Source organism: Pseudomonas sp. 43mfcvi1.1, assembly GCF_900115935.1.
GTDB lineage: Bacteria > Pseudomonadota > Gammaproteobacteria > Pseudomonadales > Pseudomonadaceae > Aquipseudomonas > Aquipseudomonas bijieensis.
In genome coordinates this window covers 253594-273494 of record NZ_UETT01000005.1, presented here as the reverse complement: position 1 = coordinate 273494, position 19901 = coordinate 253594, and the positions used below count along the sequence as shown (strand labels likewise).

15 protein-coding genes are annotated in these 19901 nt (G+C 62.0%); 3 read left to right on the top strand and 12 right to left on the bottom strand.

Annotation, left to right across the window (positions count from 1 at the left end; translation table 11 throughout):
- Positions 1 to 48 precede the first annotated feature (48 nt).
- Complete coding sequence (locus tag DTP52_RS12140) at positions 49 to 762, bottom strand: FadR/GntR family transcriptional regulator (RefSeq protein WP_109753582.1); 714 nt, start codon at positions 760 to 762, stop codon at positions 49 to 51.
- 97 nt (positions 763 to 859) lie between these two features.
- Between DTP52_RS12140 and DTP52_RS12135 the strand changes: the two genes are divergently transcribed.
- Positions 860 to 1603, top strand: coding sequence for a FadR/GntR family transcriptional regulator (locus tag DTP52_RS12135; RefSeq protein WP_109753581.1), 744 nt, complete (start codon positions 860 to 862; stop codon positions 1601 to 1603).
- A gap of 128 nt (positions 1604 to 1731) precedes the next feature.
- On the opposite strand, the gene DTP52_RS12130 is transcribed toward DTP52_RS12135, so the two are convergent.
- The 7 genes from DTP52_RS12130 to DTP52_RS12100 form a co-directional block, all read right to left on the bottom strand.
- On the bottom strand, positions 1732 to 2454 hold the full coding sequence (locus DTP52_RS12130) for an oligogalacturonate-specific porin KdgM family protein (RefSeq protein WP_109753580.1): 723 nt from the start codon (positions 2452 to 2454) through the stop codon (positions 1732 to 1734).
- A gap of 130 nt (positions 2455 to 2584) precedes the next feature.
- Positions 2585 to 3352 carry an ABC transporter ATP-binding protein gene (locus tag DTP52_RS12125; protein WP_109753579.1) on the bottom strand — a complete coding sequence of 256 codons (768 nt, stop codon included), beginning with the start codon at positions 3350 to 3352 and terminating at the stop codon, positions 2585 to 2587.
- A gap of 10 nt (positions 3353 to 3362) precedes the next feature.
- Positions 3363 to 4202, bottom strand: a complete 840-nt coding sequence (locus tag DTP52_RS12120) for an ABC transporter ATP-binding protein (RefSeq protein WP_109753578.1) — start codon at positions 4200 to 4202, stop codon at positions 3363 to 3365.
- A gap of 11 nt (positions 4203 to 4213) precedes the next feature.
- On the bottom strand, positions 4214 to 5122 hold the full coding sequence (locus DTP52_RS12115) for an ABC transporter permease (protein WP_109753577.1): 909 nt from the start codon (positions 5120 to 5122) through the stop codon (positions 4214 to 4216).
- On the bottom strand, positions 5122 to 6159 hold the full coding sequence (locus DTP52_RS12110) for an ABC transporter permease (protein WP_109753576.1): 1038 nt from the start codon (positions 6157 to 6159) through the stop codon (positions 5122 to 5124). The genes DTP52_RS12115 and DTP52_RS12110 overlap by 1 nt, the downstream gene beginning before the upstream one ends.
- Positions 6160 to 6193: 34 nt before the next feature.
- Positions 6194 to 7816, bottom strand: coding sequence for an ABC transporter substrate-binding protein (locus tag DTP52_RS12105; RefSeq protein ID WP_109753575.1), 1623 nt, complete (start codon positions 7814 to 7816; stop codon positions 6194 to 6196).
- Between the two features lie 72 nt (positions 7817 to 7888).
- Positions 7889 to 9043 carry a mandelate racemase family protein gene (locus DTP52_RS12100; RefSeq protein ID WP_109753574.1) on the bottom strand — a complete coding sequence of 385 codons (1155 nt, stop codon included), beginning with the start codon at positions 9041 to 9043 and terminating at the stop codon, positions 7889 to 7891.
- A 458-nt stretch (positions 9044 to 9501) separates the two neighbouring features.
- Here DTP52_RS12100 and DTP52_RS12095 point away from each other — a divergent pair, with 458 nt between their 5' ends.
- Together DTP52_RS12095 and DTP52_RS12085 are read left to right on the top strand one after the other, a co-directional pair.
- The gene (locus tag DTP52_RS12095) at positions 9502 to 10497 is read left to right on the top strand and encodes a TRAP transporter substrate-binding protein (RefSeq protein WP_109753573.1); all 996 of its coding nucleotides are present in this window, start codon (positions 9502 to 9504) and stop codon (positions 10495 to 10497) included.
- A 251-nt stretch (positions 10498 to 10748) separates the two neighbouring features.
- Positions 10749 to 12653, top strand: coding sequence for an alkaline phosphatase D family protein (locus DTP52_RS12085; protein WP_109753572.1), 1905 nt, complete (start codon positions 10749 to 10751; stop codon positions 12651 to 12653).
- 130 nt (positions 12654 to 12783) lie between these two features.
- Here the strand turns inward: DTP52_RS12085 and DTP52_RS12080 are convergent, their stop codons facing one another.
- From DTP52_RS12080 to DTP52_RS12065, 4 genes are all read right to left on the bottom strand, one after another.
- Positions 12784 to 13284 carry a methylated-DNA--[protein]-cysteine S-methyltransferase gene (locus DTP52_RS12080; RefSeq protein ID WP_109753571.1) on the bottom strand — a complete coding sequence of 167 codons (501 nt, stop codon included), beginning with the start codon at positions 13282 to 13284 and terminating at the stop codon, positions 12784 to 12786.
- A gap of 161 nt (positions 13285 to 13445) precedes the next feature.
- Positions 13446 to 16181, bottom strand: a complete 2736-nt coding sequence (locus tag DTP52_RS12075; protein WP_109753570.1) for a LuxR C-terminal-related transcriptional regulator — start codon at positions 16179 to 16181, stop codon at positions 13446 to 13448.
- A gap of 325 nt (positions 16182 to 16506) precedes the next feature.
- The gene (locus tag DTP52_RS12070; RefSeq protein ID WP_109753569.1) at positions 16507 to 17871 is read right to left on the bottom strand and encodes a DUF1329 domain-containing protein; all 1365 of its coding nucleotides are present in this window, start codon (positions 17869 to 17871) and stop codon (positions 16507 to 16509) included.
- A gap of 25 nt (positions 17872 to 17896) precedes the next feature.
- On the bottom strand, positions 17897 to 19753 hold the full coding sequence (locus DTP52_RS12065; RefSeq protein ID WP_109753568.1) for a DUF1302 domain-containing protein: 1857 nt from the start codon (positions 19751 to 19753) through the stop codon (positions 17897 to 17899).
- Positions 19754 to 19901: the final 148 nt, after the last annotated feature.

The window sequence follows — 19901 nt, the reverse complement described above, 5'->3', positions numbered from 1 at the left end:
TCGCGAGCAGGCTCGCTCCCACAGGGGATCGGGAAAAGCCATGGGGGGTTATTGCGCCGTCAACTCAACCGCACCCCGAATCCGCTGCAGCATATTGATCAAATGCAACCGCATCGACGCCCTCGCCGCCTCGGCATCATGGCGCGCCAGTGCGGCATAAATCTGCTCTCGCTCGCGAACCACCAACGCCCGATGCTCAACCGTGACGGCAGGCCCGGCCTGTTGCACGACCGCGATCAATGCATTGCCCACATGGGCCATGGCGTCGATGAAGAAGCTGTTGCCGGTGCACTGGGCGATCTGCAAGTGAAATTCGAAATCCACCCGGGTGCTTTCGTCATCCGCCGCCTCAAGAGCATTCGCCGCATCCAGCGCTTCGCGCATCGCCTGCAGCTGTTCCGGCGTGGAACGTTGTGCGGCAATGCCCGCCGCTTCCACTTCCAGACTCAGGCGCAGTTCGATCACGGCCAGTGCGTCGTAGGCGCCGCCCTTGACGTGTTTGCTGCCCTGGAAGTCCCCGGGGCGGGCGGTGTCGACCACGAAGGTGCCGATGCCGTGACGGGTTTCGACCAAGCCTTCGGCCTGCAGCCGCGACATGGCTTCGCGCACCACTGTCCGACTGACGCCGCGCTCCTTGATGATCACCTGCTCGGTCGGCAGCTTGCTGCCCGCGGGCAGCTCGCCGGCCAGTATCTGCTGCGTCAGGTCGACCACCAATTGCTGAGTCATGCTCAAGCGTCGATCGGGTGTGACACGGTCCATTGCACCTATCCATTAAAGCCAGACGATCGCGGCATTATAGCCGCGACCTTGCGCTAAAACTCACTATAATGCCCGCTGATCACACTAGAGCACGCCGATGACGGATCAAGCGTTATCTCCACTGAACAAGCCGCGCCGCCTCGCCGAAACACTGGTCGACCGCTTTGCCCAGCGCATGCGTGAAGGTGTTCTCAAGCGCGGCGAAAAGCTCCCCACCGAAGTGCACATCATGGAGGCCGAAGGCGTCAGTCGTTCGGTGGTCCGCGAAGCACTGTCGCGCTTGCAGGCAGCGGGGCTGGTGGAGACGCGGCATGGCGTCGGCACCTTTGTCCTGGACATGCCGGCACCGGAGGGTTTCACCCTGGGGCCGGCGACCATTGCCACGTTGTCGGATGTGCTCAACCTGCTGGAGTTTCGCCTGAGCCTGGAAGTGCAGGCCGCTGGCATGGCCGCCGAGCGCGCGACGCCTGAAGCCCTGGCCGAACTGGCCCAGGCGCTGGAGGCGTTGCTGCAAGGGCCGGAAAAATCCGGCACCACCATCAATGCCGATTTCCAATTCCATCTGAAAATCGCCAAGGCCGCCGGCAATTACTACCTGATCGACATCATGAAGCACCTGGGTACGAAGCTGATCCCGCGTACGCGCATGAACTCCGCCTACTCCGGGCAAAGTGATCGCAGCGCTTACCTGCAAGGGATCAACGCCGAACACCAGCAGATCTTCGACGCCATCGCCAGTGGCAATGTCGATGCGGCGCGGGCGGCCATGTACCTGCACTTGAGCAATAGCCGCATGCGCCTGTGTGAAACCCAGCAACGCCAGGCTTTCTACAACGAATAAATGCTCACTGATCCTGTGGGAGCGAGCCTGCTCGCGATGGCAGTGGGTCAGTCAACATGGATGCCAGCTGATCCGACGCTATCGCGAGCAGGCTCGCTCCCACAAGTTGATCTCAGTGCTTCAACAACTTAGAAGAAGTTGTATTGAATGCCGACTCGCAGCCGCAACTGCCGATCACTGTCGACCGAGTTGACCTTGATATCGCCCACTTCGAAAAACGGCGCCCAGCGCTTATCCCACTTGTACTTGACCACGGCATTCTGTTCATAGTCGTCAGTGCCGCCGTTATAACGGATGTAGTTGGCATCGAAGTACGTCAGTTGATATTCATACGCCCACGGCCCCTGGTTGGCATAGTTGATGTACACGTCGTAGCGATGGATCTTCTGGTCGTCCTGGCCGTTGTCCGGTACGTCATGGTCAACCTTGTCGCGGTCGAGCTTGGATGAATCGTAACGGTAGCGTCCGGCAATGCTCAGCTCCTTGGTGATCTTGTAGCCCAGGCGCATGCCCATCTTGTAGGTGGTGGATTCCTCGTCGCTTTCCATGGCGAACGAGGGCGTCAGCGTCCAACGATCATTGAGCTTGTGCTGGTAATTGACGGTGAATTCATGGCCGCTGCCGACGGTATTGTCAAAGGCGACGTCTTCACGATCACCGGCGGTCTTGTACTTGAGTTCACCTTCGAGCCCCACGCCGTTGTCCAGCCGCATGCCGAACTTGGCGCGGTCGGCGTGCATGCGGGTTTGTTCCGCATACTGGTGGCGTACGTTGATGTAACCGGTATCGGCCACGGCAACCACTGAAGTGAACAAGGAAACGAGGGACAGCACGACGAGTGTCTTTTTCATGTTTTTTATTCTTGTTAGTTGAATGATTAGTTGGGTTGAACGCCAAATCACAGGCGAGCGCGTGCGCAGCAGTGAAACCTGCGGTTCAACGTCTTCTGCGGGTTAAAACAAGTGCAACGAACGCCTTACTTCAGACAGCGATAGGTATTCGCTGTATGTCGCGACTGGCTTGCACCAGCAAACGGGTGTACGCATGGGCGGCGCCATCGCTCGCCAGGAGCTGACTGTCGAGCGTCTCCACCACCCTGCCCTGCTGCATCACCGCCAGCCGATCACACAAATGCGCCACCACTGCCAGGTCATGGGTGACCATGAGGTAGGTCAGCCCTTCCTGGCGGCGCAAGTCGGCCAGCAGGTTGAGGATTTCCGCCTGCACCGAGACGTCCAGCGCCGAAGTCGGTTCGTCCAGCAACAGCACCCGGGGACGCAGGATCAGCGCCCGGGCTATCGCCACCCGTTGGCGCTGGCCACCGGACAACTGGTGCGGGTAGCGGAAGCGGAAACTGTCGTTCAAACCGACCTTGCGCAGAATCTCGCTGACTTTCTGTGCACGCCCATCGATGCCATGGATGCGCAGCGGTTCTTGCAGCGCGGCATCGACGGTGTAGCGCGGGTGCAACGAGGCATACGGGTCCTGGAACACCATCTGCACGGTGCGGTAGTGGTTCAGTGGCAAGTTGCGAGTCACCGCTTGGCCGGCGACCCGCAGTTGCCCGTTCCAGTGCTGGTACTGCCCGGCCAGGCAACGCAGCACGGTGGTCTTGCCCGAACCGGACTCCCCCACCAGACCAAATGCCTCGCCTTCAGCCACGCTCAAATCAACGTCGTGCAATACCGCGTTCAGTGCCGCGCCCGTGCCAAAACTGAGGTTCAGGCCGGTGATTTCAATCATGCTCATGACAGGCTCCTCAAACGTTCAACCAGAGTGGGTCGCGCTGCAGCACCGGCAGCGTGGCGCGCGGATGGTCCAGGCTCGGCAATGCGGCCAACAGGCCTTGGGTGTAGGGATGGACGGCTTGGTCCAGGTTGGCGGCGGCAATGGACTCGACCACGCGACCGGCGTACATCACCAGCACGCGGTCACAGAAATGCCGCACCAGATTCAAATCGTGACTGATGAAAATCAGCCCCAGGTCCCGCTCGCTGACCAACTCTTCCAGCACGTTGAGCACCTGCCGGCGCACCGACACGTCCAGGGCCGAGGTGGGTTCGTCGGCGATGATCACCTGGGGATCGGTGATCACCATCATGGCGATCATGATCCGCTGGCCCATGCCGCCCGAGACTTCATGGGGGTACAGGTCATAGACCCGCCGGGGGTCGCGAATGTGCACCTTGGCGAGCATGTCCAGGGCGCGTTCGCGGGCCTCGCGATGGGGCACTTTGTGATGGGCCAGATAGGCCTCGGCGATTTGTTCGCCGACCCGCACCACCGGGTTCAGCGAGTACTTGGGGTCTTGCATGATCATTGACATGCGCGCACCGCGAATCGCCTGGATCTGCTTTTCGCTGGCGGCCAACAGGTCGATATCGGCGAAGCGCAACGTCTTGGCGGTGACCCGCGCCGTCGGTGGATGCAGACGCAAAAGGCTGCGGCCGACGGTGGATTTGCCCGAGCCGGATTCGCCGACGATGGCGAGTTTCTCCCGGCCCAGGGTGAACGACACGTCACGCACGGCCAGGGAGGTTTTGCCGGCGTTGCGGAATTCCACGCACAAATCCTGTACCGCAAGTTTTATCTCAGTCATGGGGCTGCTCCTCAGGATTGGCTGCGGGGGTCGAGGACGTCACGCAAGCCGTCGCCCAACAGGTTGAAGGCCAGGCTGACCAGCATGATCGCCGCACCGGGCGCCGCCACCAGCCACCAGCTTTCGAGCATGTAGCGCCGCCCGGTGGAAATCATCGCGCCCCACTCCGGCAACGGTGCCTGGGCGCCGAGGCCGAGAAAACCCAGGGCGGCGGCGGTGAGGATGATGCTCGCCATGTTCATGGTCAGGCGGATGATCACCGACGACAGGCACATCGGGATGATGTGACGCAGGATGACCCGGGTACTCGATGCGCCCTGTAGCTGTACCGCGACGACGAAGTCAGCGTTGCGCAGCGGCAGGGTTTCGGCGCGGGCGAGCCGGGCAATCGGCGGCCAGGCCGTCAGCGCGATGGCGATCACCGCATGCTCCAGGCCTGGGCCGAGGGCGGCGATGAAGGCCAACGCCAGGACCAGGCTGGGGAACGAGATGAAGATGTCGGTGATGCGCATGAACAGGCTGTCGACCCAACCGCCGAAGTAGCCGGACACCGTGCCGACCAACAGGCCGATGGGGCCGACAATCACCGTCACCAGCAAGACGATGTACAGCGTGATGCGCGAGCCATACACCAGCCGGGCGAAAACATCGCGACCGTATTCGTCAGTGCCGAACCAGTGCGCGCTGCTCGGTGCCTGCAACGCGCCGGCAAGGTTCTGCAACAGCGGATCGTGGCCGGCGATCCAGGGCGCGAAAGCCGCGACCAGCATCAGGGTCGAGACCACGACCAGGCCAGCGAACGTCATCGGGTTGCGCAGCAAAAAACGCAGCAGGCGCAGGGTGCTGGCGGCCATCGCTGCGGTACTGGAAGCGGGCAGCGCGGCGGCGCCGGGTGCGCTGGAAGCCAGGGGCAGGTTCATTAGCGAGTCCTCGGGTCGAAGATCTTGTACAGCGCGTCGCTGATCAGGTTCAGCGTCACGAAGATGAGGCCGATCAGCAGCACGCAAGCCATCACCGCGTTCATGTCACCGAGCAGCAAACTGCTGGTCAGGTACTGGCCGAAGCCCGGCCAGGCAAACACGGTTTCGATCAACACCGCGCCCTCCAGCAGACCGCCGTAGGCCAGCGCGACGATGGTCAACAGCTGCACGCGGATGTTGCCGAAGGCGTGGCCCCAGACAATGCGCCGCTGGGACAAACCCTTGACCCGGGCGGTGATGATGTACTCCTGGGACAGTTGCTCGAGCATGAAGCTGCGGGTCATGCGGCTGATGTACGCGACCGAGTTGAAACTGAGGATCACCGCCGGCAGCAGGATGTGCCGTAACGCACTGCGAAAGGCCTCCCAGTCGCCGGACCAGGCCGTGTCGATCAACAACAGCCCGGTGTGTTTCGGGATCAGCCCGTCATAAGCCAGGCCGATCCGCCCGACGCCACCGGCCCAACCCAGCCAGGCGTAGAACACCAGGAAAGCCATCATGCCGATCCAGAAAATCGGCGTGGAATAACCGAACAGCGTGATCAGTCGCGCGATATGGTCCCCGGCGCGGCCTTGGTGGGTCGCGGCGTAGACACCCAGCGGCAGGCCCGCCAGCACACCGAACAGAATCGCCAGGGTGGCCAGTTCCAAGGTGGCCGGGAAGACTCGGGCAATGTCGGTGATGACCGGGTTGCCGGTCAGCAAGGCCATGCCGAAGTCACCGTGCAGCAGGTCGCCTAAATAGATCGCGAACTGGGTCCACAACGGTTTATCCAGGCCCAGTTCCTGGTACACCTGGGCATAGGCCGAGGCGTCGGCGTCCGGGCCGACGATGGCCAGCACCGGGTCCAGCGGCATCACTCGCCCGATGAAAAAGGTCAGCAGCAGCAACCCCAGCAGCGTCACCGCCACCGAGCCGCCGCGCCGGGTCGCCGAAGCGGCCCGGGTGCTCCAGATTGAAAAGGATGCAGTCGACATGTTCATTCCTGCCTTGGCCCTGTGGCCGTCGATTTCAGCGCTGCTTGTAAACGTCCCGAAGACGTGTGGTGGCGGCGGTGTGGCCAATGTAGTTGCGCACATCCGCATGGATCACCACTTCGTCCACCATCTGTGAGACCGGCATGATTGCCCCGGCCTGTTGGTCGTAGAGGGTCTGGATCTGCGCGTAGATTTCACGTTGGCGCTCGGGGTCACGCTCGCGCTCGGCCTGCTCGATCAGTTGATTGAGCTGCGGATTGAAGAACGAGGTGCGCCAGCCCTGGAAGTTGCTCAGCTTGGCTTCGGTGCGGTTGTCCGGGTTGTAGACCAGGGCACGCAGGCTCGAATGCGGATGACGCTCCGCCCCGCCACCGCCACGACCGACGAGGATGTCGAACTGGCGATCGCGCATCGCCCCATAGATCTGGTTGCCGGTGCCGGTGATGATCGTCGCCTGGATACCGGCCTGGGCCAGTGTCGCTTGCAGGCTGGTGGCGATGTTGATAAACGGCGGATCGGTCAGCGAGCGAATGCTCACCTTGAAGCCTTCGGCATGCCCCGCCGCTGCCAGCAGGCGCTTGGCCTCGGCCACGTCCAGGCGATAACCCGGATCGTCCAGACGCGCCGGCAACCCCAGTTGCAACGGTCGCTGATTGATCACGCCGTAGTGCGGCATCACCACGTCATTGATGCCTTGGTAATCGATCAGCAGGCGGATGGCCTGGCGCACGCGGATGTCCTGGAACACCGGCTGCTGCATGCTCATCGCCACGTAGTACAGCGTGCCGCGGGCGATGCTCTGGATGCGCACTTCATCGACCTTGCCCAACGCCTTGATGTCGGTGGCGGCCATGCCCCGGGCGACGTCCAGGTCACCGCGCTCGACCATCAGGCGCAGGGCCTGGGACTCGGTCATGTTGCGCATGATCACCCGACGCAATTTCGCAGGACCACGCCAATAGTCCTCATTGCGACTCATCAGGATCACATCGTTGGCGCGCCAGATGTCGAGCTTGAACGCGCCGGACCCGGCCGTGTGGGTCGCCAGCCACGCCGCGCCTTGGTCGTCGCCGACCTGATGCTGCAAGGCGACACTGCGATCGATGATGAAGGCACTGGGCGAGGTCGCCAGGGTGTTGAGTACCAGCATCGGGTCGGTGCTGCGCGGCAACTCCATGACAAAGGTGTGCGGCCCTTCGGCGCGCATCAGTTTGACGACGTTGTCGGCGGTGAAACCGTAGGCTTTCCAGGTGGAAGCCAGGGCGCGGTTGAGGGTGACTACGCGCTGCAATGACCAGGCGACGTCATGGGCGGTGAGCGGTGCGCCGGAGTGGAACCGCACGCCATCGCGCAATTGGAAGGTCAGGCGCATGCGGTCGGGGCTGACTTCCCAGGTTTTCGCCAGGGCGGGGATCAGCGTGTCCGGCTGCGCCGCGTCCTGCTCCAGGAGCATGTCATAGACATTGGCGTTGACTTCGGCGACCTCCAGCCCCGTCGCCGCGGCAGGGTCCAGGGACAGCAGGTTGATCATGCTCATGCCCACCACCAATTGGTCGGGGGGCGTTTCGCCTTGGGCCAGGCTGACGGGCACCTGCACGGCGCACAGGGCCACGGTGACACACAGCAGCCTGGTCAGGCGCTTGGGCCAGAGTTTCATGGTTCAGTCCTTTCTTATATTTATAAAGACTTTGTTGCCCGGGCAGCCATCAGCCTCAGGCGTGGAACAGGATCAATGTCGCGACAGGGTGTTGGCTTCGATATACGCGAAGTTGATGTCCTCGCCCAACCCGGGCCGATCGGACAGGTGCACAAAACCGTCGGCGTCCATGGGGTCGACGATGCTGTTGAGGTGCGCCGGGACTTCTTCGTAGTCGAGGAACGGGTGCAGCAGGCCACGCTCGTACCAACGACAGTTGCTGATGGCGCCAACTACCGCCAGGTTCGCCGCGCCATTGCCGTGGACTTCGCAATCCATGCCGAACGACTCGGCCAAGTGCGCCACCTTCAGGCACGGCCCGATCCCCCCGACCCCGGCCACGCCGGCGCGCAGGATGTCACAGGACTTCTGGGTCACCCAACTGGCGCGGCTGTGGAACTTGCCGGCGATACTTTCCGGGCCCAGCACCGGGATGTCCAGGTTGGCCGCCAACCACGCATAGGACTCTGCCGAGTCCTCCATCATCGGTTCTTCAAACCAGGCGAAATTCAGTTCCTGTAGCGCCTTGCCGATGGTCAGCGCATCCATGCGGCTGTACCAGTGGTAGCCGTCGAGCATCAACGCGATGCTGGGACCGACCGCCTCACGCACGGCGGCGCAGGCCTGGATGTCCATTTGTGGATTCGGCGCGAAGGAAATCGGCGGCATCCAGGTGTGCAACTTGATGGCCTTGTAGCCGCGCTGGACCAGTTTCTCGGCGAACTGGCCGTACTCGTCCGGCGTCGACAACCCACCCGGCAAATCGTCGCCGCACATCGTCGAGCCGTATGCCGGGACCTTGTCGCGATAGCCGCCAATCAACTTGTGCACCGGCAACTTGAGCTTACGCCCGGCCAAGTCCCACAACGCCTGCTCCACCAGCGCCAGCGCCCGGTCGGTGAACTGCCCGGCACTGCCGCGCTGCCAGTGCGCCAGGTCTTGCCAGATGCTTTCGCGGTCCATCGGGTCGCGACCGACCAGCACTTTGCGCACGAAGGATTCGATGATGTGCGGACGAATCAACTCCGGCGGACCAAAGGCATAACCCTCGGAGCCATCGTCACAACCGATTCGCAGCAAGGCCATCTTGATCATGACCTCATCGCCCGGATGGGCGTGACCGGCGCTGTCCTGGGCGCGGCGCGAAGGGGTGGAAAAGACTTCGACGTGAACGCCTGTGATTCTCATAGAGGGAGCACCCTGTTGTTATTGTTTATTTGTATGTCGTCATACAACGTGACGGATTATTCTGACGTTTCACGTAGACTGTCAACACACAAACTCAATAAAAATTACGGACAACAGCGATTCCTCACGCAAATGAGGTTATTTTTCTTGAAGTGAATCTAGAATGTCGTCATACCACAAAGCAAAAATGATACGACTCTTCGCGGGAGGGCCGCGACGACTGGAAGACGGGAAACCTGTGGGAGCGAGCCGGCTCGCGATAGCGGTCTGTCTGGGTCGGTGATGTTGGATGTGCAGCCGTCATCGCGAGCAAGCTCGCTCCCACAGGGGGTGGCAGCGGGCACTGGATCTGTGAATCGTTCGTCGGGTGATTTTTCCCCTAGACTTGTTGCTGTTTGCTGTACGCCGGGCTTCGAAGAGGCCCGTACGATAAATACAAATGCAAAGGGAATTTCGCAATGCTCAAACCTGTGTGGAAAGCACTCGCCTGCACTCTGGCTTTCGGGGCGTGGGGCACGCTCATGGCCGCTGAGCCGATCGTCATCAAATTCTCCCACGTGGTGGCCGAACAAACGCCCAAGGGCCAGGGCGCGTTGATGTTCAAGAAGCTGGTGGACGAACGACTGCCGGGCAAGGTGAAGGTCGAGGTGTATCCCAACTCCACGCTGTATGGCGATGACAAGGAGTTGGAAGCCTTGCTCCTTGGAGAGGTGCAGATCATTGCGCGGTCGCTGGCCAAGTTCGATCAGTACACCAAGACCGTGCAATTGTTCGACTTGCCGTTCCTGTTTGACGACATCAACGCAGTGGACCGTTTTCAACAGAGCCCCGAAGGCCAGAAGTTGCTCAAGTCCATGGAAAGCAAGAACATTACCGGCCTGGCCTATTGGCATAACGGCATGAAGCAGCTATCGGCCAACAAGCCCCTGCGCCAGCCCGAGGATGCCCGCGGCCTGACGTTCCGGATACAGACCTCCGCGGTGCTGGAGGAGCAGTTCAAAGCGGTGGAAGCCAACGCCAAACCGATGATTTTCTCGGTGGTGTACCAGGGTTTGCGCACCGGTTTGGTCAACGGCACGGAAAACACCTATTCGAACTTCTACAACCAGAAGCTCAATGAAGTGCAGAAATACGTCACCGAGTCCAACCACGGCGTCCTCGATTACATGCTGATCACCACGTCGGACTTCTGGAACGGCCTGCCGCCGGATATCCGCAGCGAACTGGACAAGATCGTGGTCGAATCCACCGCCCATGCCAACAAGGAAGCGGAACGATTCAACCAGCAGGACAAAGAGCATGTGCTGGACGCCAAGACCACCGAGATCATTACCCTCACGCCGCAAGAGCGCAACGCATGGCGCGCCAAGATGAAACCGGTGTGGGCCAAGTTCGAAAATCAGATCGGGCCGGATTTGATCAAGGCGGCCGAGGCTTCCAACAAGGCCCAGTGATGTACCAAGGCCGGGGATACTTGATGCCCCCTGTGGCGAGGGGATTTATCCCCGTTGGGGTGCGCAGCGCCCCTAAAATCTGACACTGCGATGTACCTGCATAATTGCCGGGGGGCTGCTTCGCAGCCCAGCGGGGATAAATCCCCTCGCCACAGAAGCGGGATCATCGCACGTTGAACCTACCGTCCCCAGCAACCCGGCACATTGCGCTATGATCCCCGCCTCGCCCTGAACAGAGCTTTTTCCCGCGAATGCTGCCGTCCACTCCCGACACCATCCCCCTGCCCCCCGTCCTGGTCGGCCCGCTGTTACGGCGGCTGGAGCCTGCGCGCCTGGTGATGTGGCTGGTGGGGACGCAAGCGTTGGCGTTGACGCTACGCATTGACGGTGTCGGCGACCTGGCACTGGATGCGTCGCGCTGCACCGTGGTGCCGGTGGGGCAGCGGGCGTTTGTGCACTTGATCGATGTGATGCTCGACACTCCCCTGCCCCAGGACGTGGCGATTGACTACGACCTGCTGGTGGACGGCGCCCCCATCGCCGAGTGGGCACCACATCTGTTGTATGACGGCACACAATGCCCGAACTTCATGTTGCACTCGCGCATCGAGCAATTGGTCCACGGCTCCTGCCGCAAACCCCACTACCCGGCCAACGACGGCCTGCTTTGCGTCGACCGGCTGTTGGCGCAAGCCCCGGCACAACGCCCGGCCCTGCTGATGATGAGCGGCGACCAAGTCTATGCCGACGACGTCGCCGGACCCATGCTGCGGGCGATCCATGGGCTGATCGAGCGCTTGGGGCTGTTCGAGGAATGCCTTGAGGGTGCCGTGGTGCAAGACAGCGCCAAGCTCTATCGACACCCGGCCAGTTATTACCATCGCGCCGATCTGTTACCGGCACTGGAAAGCAACGAAACCCTGCGCGAGCGATTTTTCGGTGGGGCACGCAAGCCGATTTTCACCAGCAGCAGCGCCGACAATCACCTGGTGACCTTCGCCGAAGTCATGGCAATGTACCTGCTGGTGTGGTCGCCGGTGCCCTGGACACTGATCGCCGTGCAGCCGCCCGAACTGACCGTCGAACGGCGCCAGCGCTACGACCTGGAACAGCGACGCATCGATGCGTTCAAGACCGGGCTGGGCGGCGTGGCGCGGGTGTTTGCGCACTTGTCGTGCCTGATGATTTTCGATGACCATGACATTACCGATGACTGGAACCTGTCCGCACAGTGGGAGGAAACGGCCTACGGTCATCCATTCTCCAAACGCATCATCGGCAACGCCTTGATCGCCTACATGCTCTGCCAGGGCTGGGGTAACAACCCGGACGCCTTTGCTGACGTGCTCGCGCAAACCCTGGCCCTGAGCAACACCGCCCGGGACCGCTACCTCGACAGCGAACCCCAGGACAAACTGATCGACACCCTGCTGGGGTTCCAGCGCTGGCATTACGTGTTGCCAAGCACCCCGGCCCTGGTGGTGCTCGACACTCGTACCCGCCGCTGGCGCAGCGAGAACAACCTCAAGCAGCCTTCCGGCCTGTTGGATTGGGAGGCCTTGAGCGAGTTGCAGCAGGAGTTGTTGGACCATCCGTCAGCGATCATCGTCTCACCGGCACCGATCTTCGGCGTGAAGCTGATCGAGACCGTGCAGCGGGTGTTCAGTTGGTGCGGTTATCCGCTGCTGGTGGACGCGGAAAACTGGATGGCCCATCGTGGCGCGGCCCAGGTGATCCTGAACATTTTCCGCCACTCGCGCACACCCGGTAATTACGTGGTGCTGTCAGGGGACGTGCATTATTCCTTCGTCTACGAAGTGCTGATCCCACACCGCAAGGGCGGCCCGCGCATCTGGCAGATCACCAGCAGCGGCATCAAGAATGAATTCCCGCCCGTGCTGCTGGAATGGTTCGATTGCCTGAACCGCTGGCTCTACTCGCCGCGTTCGCCCCTGAACTGGTTCACCAAGCGCCGGAGCATGCGCATCGTCCCCCACACCCCGGAACACGCCGAAGCGGGCGAACGGTTGTGGAACAGCGCCGGTATTGGCCAAGTGTTTTTCAATGACCAGGGCCAGCCCGCGCAAATCTACCAGCACAATGCCAACGGCCAGCCACCGACGCGAATGTTGCCACCGAAACCACCGCAACCCTGAAGAACACTCGGACAACTGTGGGAGCGAGCCTGCTCGCGATGACGGCGGCACAGTCGACATCATCAGTAACTGACCCACCGCCATCGCGAGCAGGCTCGCTCCCACAGGGGATTGGGGGAGTGTCCAAAACTCAGAACGCCAATTGCAGGGACTGCTGGCCTTCCAGGCTCAGGAGGAACTGTTTGGCCGCCAGGCCGCCAGCAAAGCCGGTGAGGCTGCCGGAGCTGCCGATGACCCGGTGGCAAGGGGCGATGATCGAGATGGGGTTGCGGCCATTGGCGGCGCCGACGGCCCGAACCGCCGTCGGTTGGCCGATCTGGATGGCTATGTCGCGGTAGCTGCGGGTTTCTCCGAAGGGGATGGACAACAGGGCCTGCCAGACCCGGATCTGGAAATCAGTGCCCGCGAAGTCCAGCTCCAGCTCGAAACGACGGCGCTGGCCGGCGAAGTATTCGAGCAACTGACGCTCGGTTTCCTTGAGGACCGGATGCTGAATGTCCTCCTCCAACGGCCCGAGGCGCACCCGATTGAGCCGCTCGTTTTCCCACAGGATGGCCGCCAGTCTTGTCTCCCGGGCGACGAGGATCAGTTGGCCGACGGGGGATGGGATGGTTTTGTACAGAGGCAACATCGGGGGATCCTTATCAAAGCCTTTGTGGCGAGGGAGCTTGCTCCCGCTGGGTTGCGAAGCGACCCTAAACTTGGCACCGCGGTGTGTCAGATTATCAGTTGGGGCTGCTTCGCAGCCCAGCGGGAGCAAGCTCCCTCGCCACAGGGTTCTCACCGGCCCCGTCAGCTCAACAACCCCAACGCCTTCGCCCGCGCCACCGCTTGGGTGCGGCGCTCCACGCCGAGCTTGCTGTTGATGTGGCTGGCGTGGGTCTTGACCGTGTGCAGCGAGATGAACAATTGCTCGCTGATCTCCTGGTTCGAACAGCCTTGGGCAATCAGTTGCAACACCGCCCGCTCGCGACTGCTGAGGTTTTCCACGGGCGCCGTCGGGTCGGCAGGCTGGGTCGCCGTCGAGGGAAGGCGTTCGAGCAGATGATCGCGCAAGGAACTGGGTGGTGCGTGCAGCAGTTGTTCGCGCAACCATTCACGGTGCTCGCCGAACAACCATTCGAAAGGTTGCAACACGCCGCCGCTGGCGGCTTCGAAAGCCTGGGCCAGGGTCCGTCGGGCTTCGGGTTCGCGCCCGATACTCAGCAGCAAGGCGACTTTCTGGTTGAGGGCCATCACGCTGAGCATCTGCCGGCCGGTTTGTTGACCGTGTTCAAGCAAGGCATCGAGCCGTCCTTGGGCGAGCATCGGTTGACCCCGGATGGACTCCAGCACCGCCTGCTGCAGTTCCACATGCAAGGGCAGTTGCGGGTGGAATTCCGGTGGCGCGGCAGCCCGCTCGCCCGTGTAGGTCTGGCCCAGACGGGCCAGCCAGGCGTCCGCCAGGTCGGTGCGCCCCTGGGCCAGCCAGAGTTCGCATTTGACCAGGGTGATCATCGCCAGATAGTAGATCGGCGGAACGTCCCAGATGTGCATCAGGCGCTCGGCCTCAGCCAGTTCGGCGAAGGCACGGGCGAACTCGCCACGGTAGCCCTCGATGCGCGCAATCACGCAATGACCGATCAGCACGCTGATGTCGCGGCAGGCGCGGGCTTCGGTGAGGCCCGCCTGCAACCGCGCAAGGCCGGCCTGGGGTTGCATGCGCAAGGTCAGCAGGAAACCTTCGTACATAATCAACCGCGCCCGCACCGCATAGAGCCGCTGGGGCGACAGCGCGTGCAAACGTTGCAGGCCCTGGTGCACTTCATCCAGCGCCCGCAGGATCTCTCCCCGCGCTTGCAAGACCCGGGCACGATCGTAATGGGCCAGGGCCTCGAACAGTGGGTTGCCGACCCGCTGCGCCAGCTCCAGGGAGTCACGGTTCAGGTTCCGCGCACGCCACAGGTCGCCGTCGGCAATCGCCAGGTTCGACAGCGTGGACAGGCACATCAGGCGCTGGCCGTAGCGTTTATGGGGCAGGCTCTCCAGGGCTTCGCTGCAATAACGCACGGTGGCCTCGCGGTCCCCGCGGCCACGGGCGACGATCCCACTCAGGGCCAGCCATTGGGCGAGCATGGATTTTTGCGCGGTGGCCGAAGGGGCCGGCAGGAAACGACTCAAGTGCGCCGCCAGCTCTTCGGCCGCGTCCAGTTGGCAGGCCAGGCCCAACGCCCAGCTATAGAGCACGATCAGCCGCGGGGTGCTGATGAGCAGGCTGTCGGGCAAGTCCATTTTCCAGCGCAGCAACATGCCGACGTTCTGTTCGGCCAGCAGTTGCTCCTCCGAGAGGTTCTGCACCAGGTTCGCCGCCACGTCCAGGTGCCCGGCCCGCAGGGCCTGTTCCACGGCTTCGTCGATCAGGCCCTGGGCGTTGAACCAGCGACAGGCCCGCAGATGCAGGGTCGCGGCCGGCACCATGGCCGGCGCACTGGGACGACTGCGCAGAAGGTCGGAAAACAGGTGGTGGTAACGGTACCAATGACCGTGCTCGTCCAGCGGCACCAGGAACACCTGGTGGGCCGCCAGGTAACGCAGGATTTCGGCGCTGTCATGGGCCTCGCGCACCGCGTCGCACAGTTCGCTGCAAAAGCGTTCCTGGGGGGCCGTGTCGTAGAGAAACGCCTGGACCTCGGTGGGCAGGCAGTCGATAACCTCTTCGAGCAGGTAATCGCGAATCAGCCCTTCACCACCGTGCAGGGCCTGGGGCAGCAAACCTTCGGTCCCGGCTTCGGAAGCGGCGAGCAGCCAGAAACGCAGCCCGGCCACCCAACCTTCGCTACGCTGGATGAGGTTTTCCAGCGCCTCACCGCGCAACGAACTGCTGTGATGCTGGAGCAGGGTCAGGGCTTCGTCATGAGTCAGGCGCAGGTCTTGCTCATTGAGTTCGAGCAGTTGCCGGGACAGGCGCAGGCGCGCCAAATGCCAGTCCGGGCGCTGACGGCTGGTGACGAGCACCAGCAGACCGTCGGGCAGGTGATTGAGGAAAAACTGTAGGCAGCGATCCAGCACCTGGCTTTGCGCCAGGTGGTAGTCGTCGAGGACCAACAGCAAGGGTTCGCGGGGCGATAAATGCGTGGACAGTTCGTCCAGCAGACCGTCGAGCCATTCTTCGAAGGCGAACGGTTGATGGCGCTGGCGCATTTTCAGCAGCCCCAGTGCCCGACCGCCCAGTTGCGGGAAAAACGCCTGGAGCCCTTCGAGTAGCCGTTCCAGGAACCGCCCGGGGTCGTTGTCCCGGGCGCTGAGCCCCAGCCAGAGGCTCTGCCAATGGGCCGGCAGGCCCTGGCAGAACTCCACCGCCAGGGAGCTTTTACCGAACCCCGCCGGGGCACTGACCAACAGTAACCGCCCGCCGAGCCCTGCGCTCAAACGCTCGCACAACCGCGGCCGCACAACGTGACCGTCGGGCAAGGGCGGGCGGTAGAAGCGCCCGTCCTGTACCGCGATGGCTGCGCGGGCAGAATCCGGAAGTGAAGACAAATCAGTCATGGCCGGCTCTTGTTGAAATGCGGGTGGCGGCGTTGCAGATGTCCGCAGACTAGCGGTAAACGAGGACGTATTGAAGGGAGTGCTACAAATGGCTACAAAAAGACTACAAGCCGATTGACTTGAAAAATTCAGGCAGCCACCGCTCTTGTGGCGAGGGAGCTTGCTCCCGCTGGGTGGCGAAGCCGCCACAAAAAAGCGATGAGCGCTTCGCACTCAAGCGGGAGCAAGCTCCCTCGCCACAGGTTTTGTGTTGACTGATCGAGCAAAAAAACGCCCCGAACCAGTCGGGGCGTTGTTTCGAGGATGCGGCCTCGGGTGCAGCGGTTTAGCGGATGCCGTCCTGGCGCAATGCGTTCGGAGTGAAGTCGGCAGTGGTAGCGGTGAAGCCGAAGTCGTAGGCCGATTTCTCTTCGTTCTTCATGCCCAGTGCCAGGTAGCGGCCGGACTGCAGGTCGTAGAGGGTTTCCAGGGCGTACCACGGCACTTGCTTGTCGTAGTAGTTCTCGGCATGGGCCTCGGCCACGCGCCACAGTTGGCCACGGCCGTCGTAGTGGTCGATCACCGCGGCTTGCCAGGTGTCTTCGTCGATGTAGAAGTCACGCTTGGCGTAGATGTGGCGCTGGCCTTCCTTCAGGGTCGCGGTCACATGCCAGACACGACGCAGCTCGTAGCGGGTCAGGTCCTGGTTGATGTGGCCGGCCTTGATGATGTCGGCGTACTTGAGTTGTGGCGAATCGATCCTGTAGCTGTTGGCAGCGATGTACAGCTCTTTCTTGCCTTCCAGCTTCCAGTCGTAGCGGTCTGGCGCACCGTTGTACATGTCCAGGTTGTCGGAGGTACGCAGGCCGTCGGCCGCCGTACCCGGGCCGTCATAGGACACTTGCGGGGCACGGCGCACACGGCGCTGGCCAGCGTTGTAGACCCACGCCGAACGCGGCTCCTTCACTTGGTCGAGGGTTTCGTGCACCAGCAACACACCACCGGCCAGGCGTGCCGGCGCGGTCACTTGTTGCTTGAAGTAGAACAGGATGTTGCCAGGGTTGGCCGGATCGAAATCCTTCATCTTGTCGCGGAACACGAATTGGTCGCGGAAGTACACCAGGCTGTACGAACCGTTGGGCTGCGGGGTGGCCTGGGTGACCAGGCGTGTCACGCTGCCGCCACGATAGCGGGTGATGTGGTTCCAGATGACTTCCACGCCACTCTGGGGAATCGGGAACGGCACGGCCGTCTCGAAGTTTTCCAGGCCGTTGCCGCCGGACACCAGCTTGGTGTTGACCGCGTTTTTCTTGATGGAGGCGAACACCTCGTCCGGCACGGTGGCGCCACGATGGGTCGGGTAGACCGGCATCTTGAAGGTTTCCGGGTAGCGCTTGAACATCGCGTACTGGCCCGGGGCGAGTTTGGCCTTGTACTGCTCGACGTTCTGCGCGGTGATGGTGAACAGCGGTTTTTCAGTCGGGAATGGGTCGGCAAGGAAACCCTTGCTGTCCACGGCACCGGCATTCTTGGCCATGGGTTTCCAGGCCGAGATCGAACCGTCGGCATTGCCGGCCATCTCGGCGCCCATCGGCGTCAGGCTCTTGCCCAGTTTGTCGGCCTCGGCCGCAGGTACTGCCGCCATGACGCTGGCGGCCAGCAGGGATAGCCCCAGAACACCGACCTGCAACAGATTCTTTGTTATTTTCATAGTGTGTCGTCCTGAAATACGGTGCTTAGAAGGTCACGCCGACGCTGAGCGCCAGGAAGTCACGATCGTCCACGGTGCTGAAATCGCCACCAAAGAAGTTGGTGTAGGCCAGGCTGGCGTTGTAGGTGTTCTGGTACTCGGCATCCAGCCCGAGGCTGACGGCTTTGCGGCCTTCTTCGAAGTTGCCGCCAGGGCCCGGCGAGTAGCCTTTGACGTCATGGGACCAGGCCACGTTGGGCTTGAGGTTCACACCGGCGAAGACGTCCGGGTATTCCCAGATGGCGCGCGCACGGTAGCCCCAGGACGTGGAGGTGGTGAAGCCGTCGTTGTTGCAGTTGCTGTTCACGCCGTTGATGGTCTGGCCGCCACCCGACGCAGTAGAGGTATTGAGCGAGGTACAGAAATCGTTGGGCAGTGCGCCCGGCCCGAACACTGGATCGCGACCGTAGCGGGCGTCGGATTTGCTTTCCAGGCCACCGACATGGGTCACCCCGATTTCACCCACGAGGGTCAGGCGGCTGGCACCCATGACCTGGTCCAGGAAGTGAGTGAATGTGGTCTGGAACTGAGTGATCTCTTTACGACGATAGCCATGCAGGTCTTGGCCCGGCGTGCCCTGGAGCACCGATGCGTCGCCAAATCCGGGAAGCGGCGTCACACCGGCGAAGAGAATGTCGGTGGTGCTCAGTTGCACCGGCGCATTCGGGCGATAGCTGATCTCACCGCTCCACGCCGTGCCGGTAGGCAGTGTCGTAGAGAAACTCAGGCCATAGAGACGGATATCTTCCGGGTACTCGACGAAGTAGTTGGAGTTACCTGCCACGATCAGAGGACGCAGTGCCGCGATTGGCCCTGCGGTATAGAACTGCTGCGCGGCCCCCTGGGCACTGAAAATCGGTGCACGGCTGTGGTAGTTCATGAAGTAGGCACCGAACTCGGTGTCCAGCGGTTCGAACATGTACTTCAACGATGCGCCCCACTGGCCGCTGTCGCGGGCATCGCGGTCCGGGCCACGACGTACCAGCACGCCTTCCTCGTTGATATCGACACCTTGGCCTTCCAGTATCGGAAGAATGACGCCCGGCAGGGGAATGGTTGAACGCTTGTTCAGCACCCGCAGGTTATCGGTACACCCATCGGCAATCACATCCGGCTGGGAGAAGAACGTACCGCAGTTATCCACCACGGTCTGGTCCCATTCAATCTGGTAAAACGCCTCGGCCGACAGGTTGTCGGTCAGGCTCTGGGAGACGTAGAACATGTTGACCGGGATCAGGCCTTCCTTGATCTCGGCACCAGGGCGACGGAACGCGGACACGTCGACCGGGTTGATGGAGTTGATGCCGCCCTGGATGAAGGTACTTTCACCCCAGCTGACCACTTGCTTGCCCAGGCGGACCGAGCCCGGCTGATCGGCGATGGCGTAGTTATGGTAGACGAATGCGTCGAGGATCTGCCCGCCGGAGGACTTGGCGCCTTCCTTGCGGTTGCTGTCGCTGATGTCCTTGTACAGGCGGTGTTCGTCCTTGAGTTCGAAGTCGTACCAGTACTTGCCGCGCACGAACACGCCGGTATCGCCGTATTTCAGCTCCAGGTCATGGATGCCCTTGAAGATCTTCGAGAAGGTTTCCCCTCGCTTGAAGTTCAAGTGACCGTCGTCGGAGGTCTGCGACAGGCCCTTGCCACCGTTGTTGACACCGATCAGGTCTTTGTTGGCCTTGGCCGTGGACCAGCTCGCGCCGACCGACAGCGACGAATCGAACTGGCCTTCGATTTCACCGATGTTGAAACTGACGCCGAATGCAGGCCCGGCGAGCGAAGAGGCGAGACTGACCGCCAGAGGCAGTTTTGCCCGGCGCCAGAACGTGGTTGCTGAGGTCATCGACGCTACTCCATGTGCATTATTGTTATGGCAGTGGACATTTCAAGAACACCTCGATGGCTGGGAGCGGCAGCGTCCCGACATCCATCAAGGTCGCATCGCCCTTTCGTGCGTGCGCCCCGTTCTTGAGAATCCGTGAGCGGACTAT

Excerpts from the sequence above, each read along its gene's own strand:
- DTP52_RS12085 (WP_109753572.1), top strand. The coding sequence starts at position 10,749 with ATGCTGCCGTCCACTCCCGACACCATCCCCCTGCCCCCCGTCCTGGTC.
- DTP52_RS12095 (WP_109753573.1), top strand. The coding sequence starts at position 9,502 with ATGCTCAAACCTGTGTGGAAAGCACTCGCCTGCACTCTGGCTTTCGGG.
- DTP52_RS12075 (WP_109753570.1), bottom strand. The coding sequence starts at position 16,181 with ATGACTGATTTGTCTTCACTTCCGGATTCTGCCCGCGCAGCCATCGCG.
- DTP52_RS12130 (WP_109753580.1), bottom strand. The coding sequence starts at position 2,454 with ATGAAAAAGACACTCGTCGTGCTGTCCCTCGTTTCCTTGTTCACTTCA.
- DTP52_RS12115 (WP_109753577.1), bottom strand. The coding sequence starts at position 5,122 with ATGAACCTGCCCCTGGCTTCCAGCGCACCCGGCGCCGCCGCGCTGCCC.
- DTP52_RS12080 (WP_109753571.1), bottom strand. The coding sequence starts at position 13,284 with ATGTTGCCTCTGTACAAAACCATCCCATCCCCCGTCGGCCAACTGATC.
- DTP52_RS12065 (WP_109753568.1), bottom strand. The coding sequence starts at position 19,753 with ATGACCTCAGCAACCACGTTCTGGCGCCGGGCAAAACTGCCTCTGGCG.
- DTP52_RS12110 (WP_109753576.1), bottom strand. The coding sequence starts at position 6,159 with ATGTCGACTGCATCCTTTTCAATCTGGAGCACCCGGGCCGCTTCGGCG.
- DTP52_RS12135 (WP_109753581.1), top strand. The coding sequence starts at position 860 with ATGACGGATCAAGCGTTATCTCCACTGAACAAGCCGCGCCGCCTCGCC.
- DTP52_RS12070 (WP_109753569.1), bottom strand. The coding sequence starts at position 17,871 with ATGAAAATAACAAAGAATCTGTTGCAGGTCGGTGTTCTGGGGCTATCC.
- DTP52_RS12125 (WP_109753579.1), bottom strand. The coding sequence starts at position 3,352 with ATGAGCATGATTGAAATCACCGGCCTGAACCTCAGTTTTGGCACGGGC.
- DTP52_RS12140 (WP_109753582.1), bottom strand. The coding sequence starts at position 762 with ATGGACCGTGTCACACCCGATCGACGCTTGAGCATGACTCAGCAATTG.
- DTP52_RS12100 (WP_109753574.1), bottom strand. The coding sequence starts at position 9,043 with ATGAGAATCACAGGCGTTCACGTCGAAGTCTTTTCCACCCCTTCGCGC.
- DTP52_RS12120 (WP_109753578.1), bottom strand. The coding sequence starts at position 4,202 with ATGACTGAGATAAAACTTGCGGTACAGGATTTGTGCGTGGAATTCCGC.
- DTP52_RS12105 (WP_109753575.1), bottom strand. The coding sequence starts at position 7,816 with ATGAAACTCTGGCCCAAGCGCCTGACCAGGCTGCTGTGTGTCACCGTG.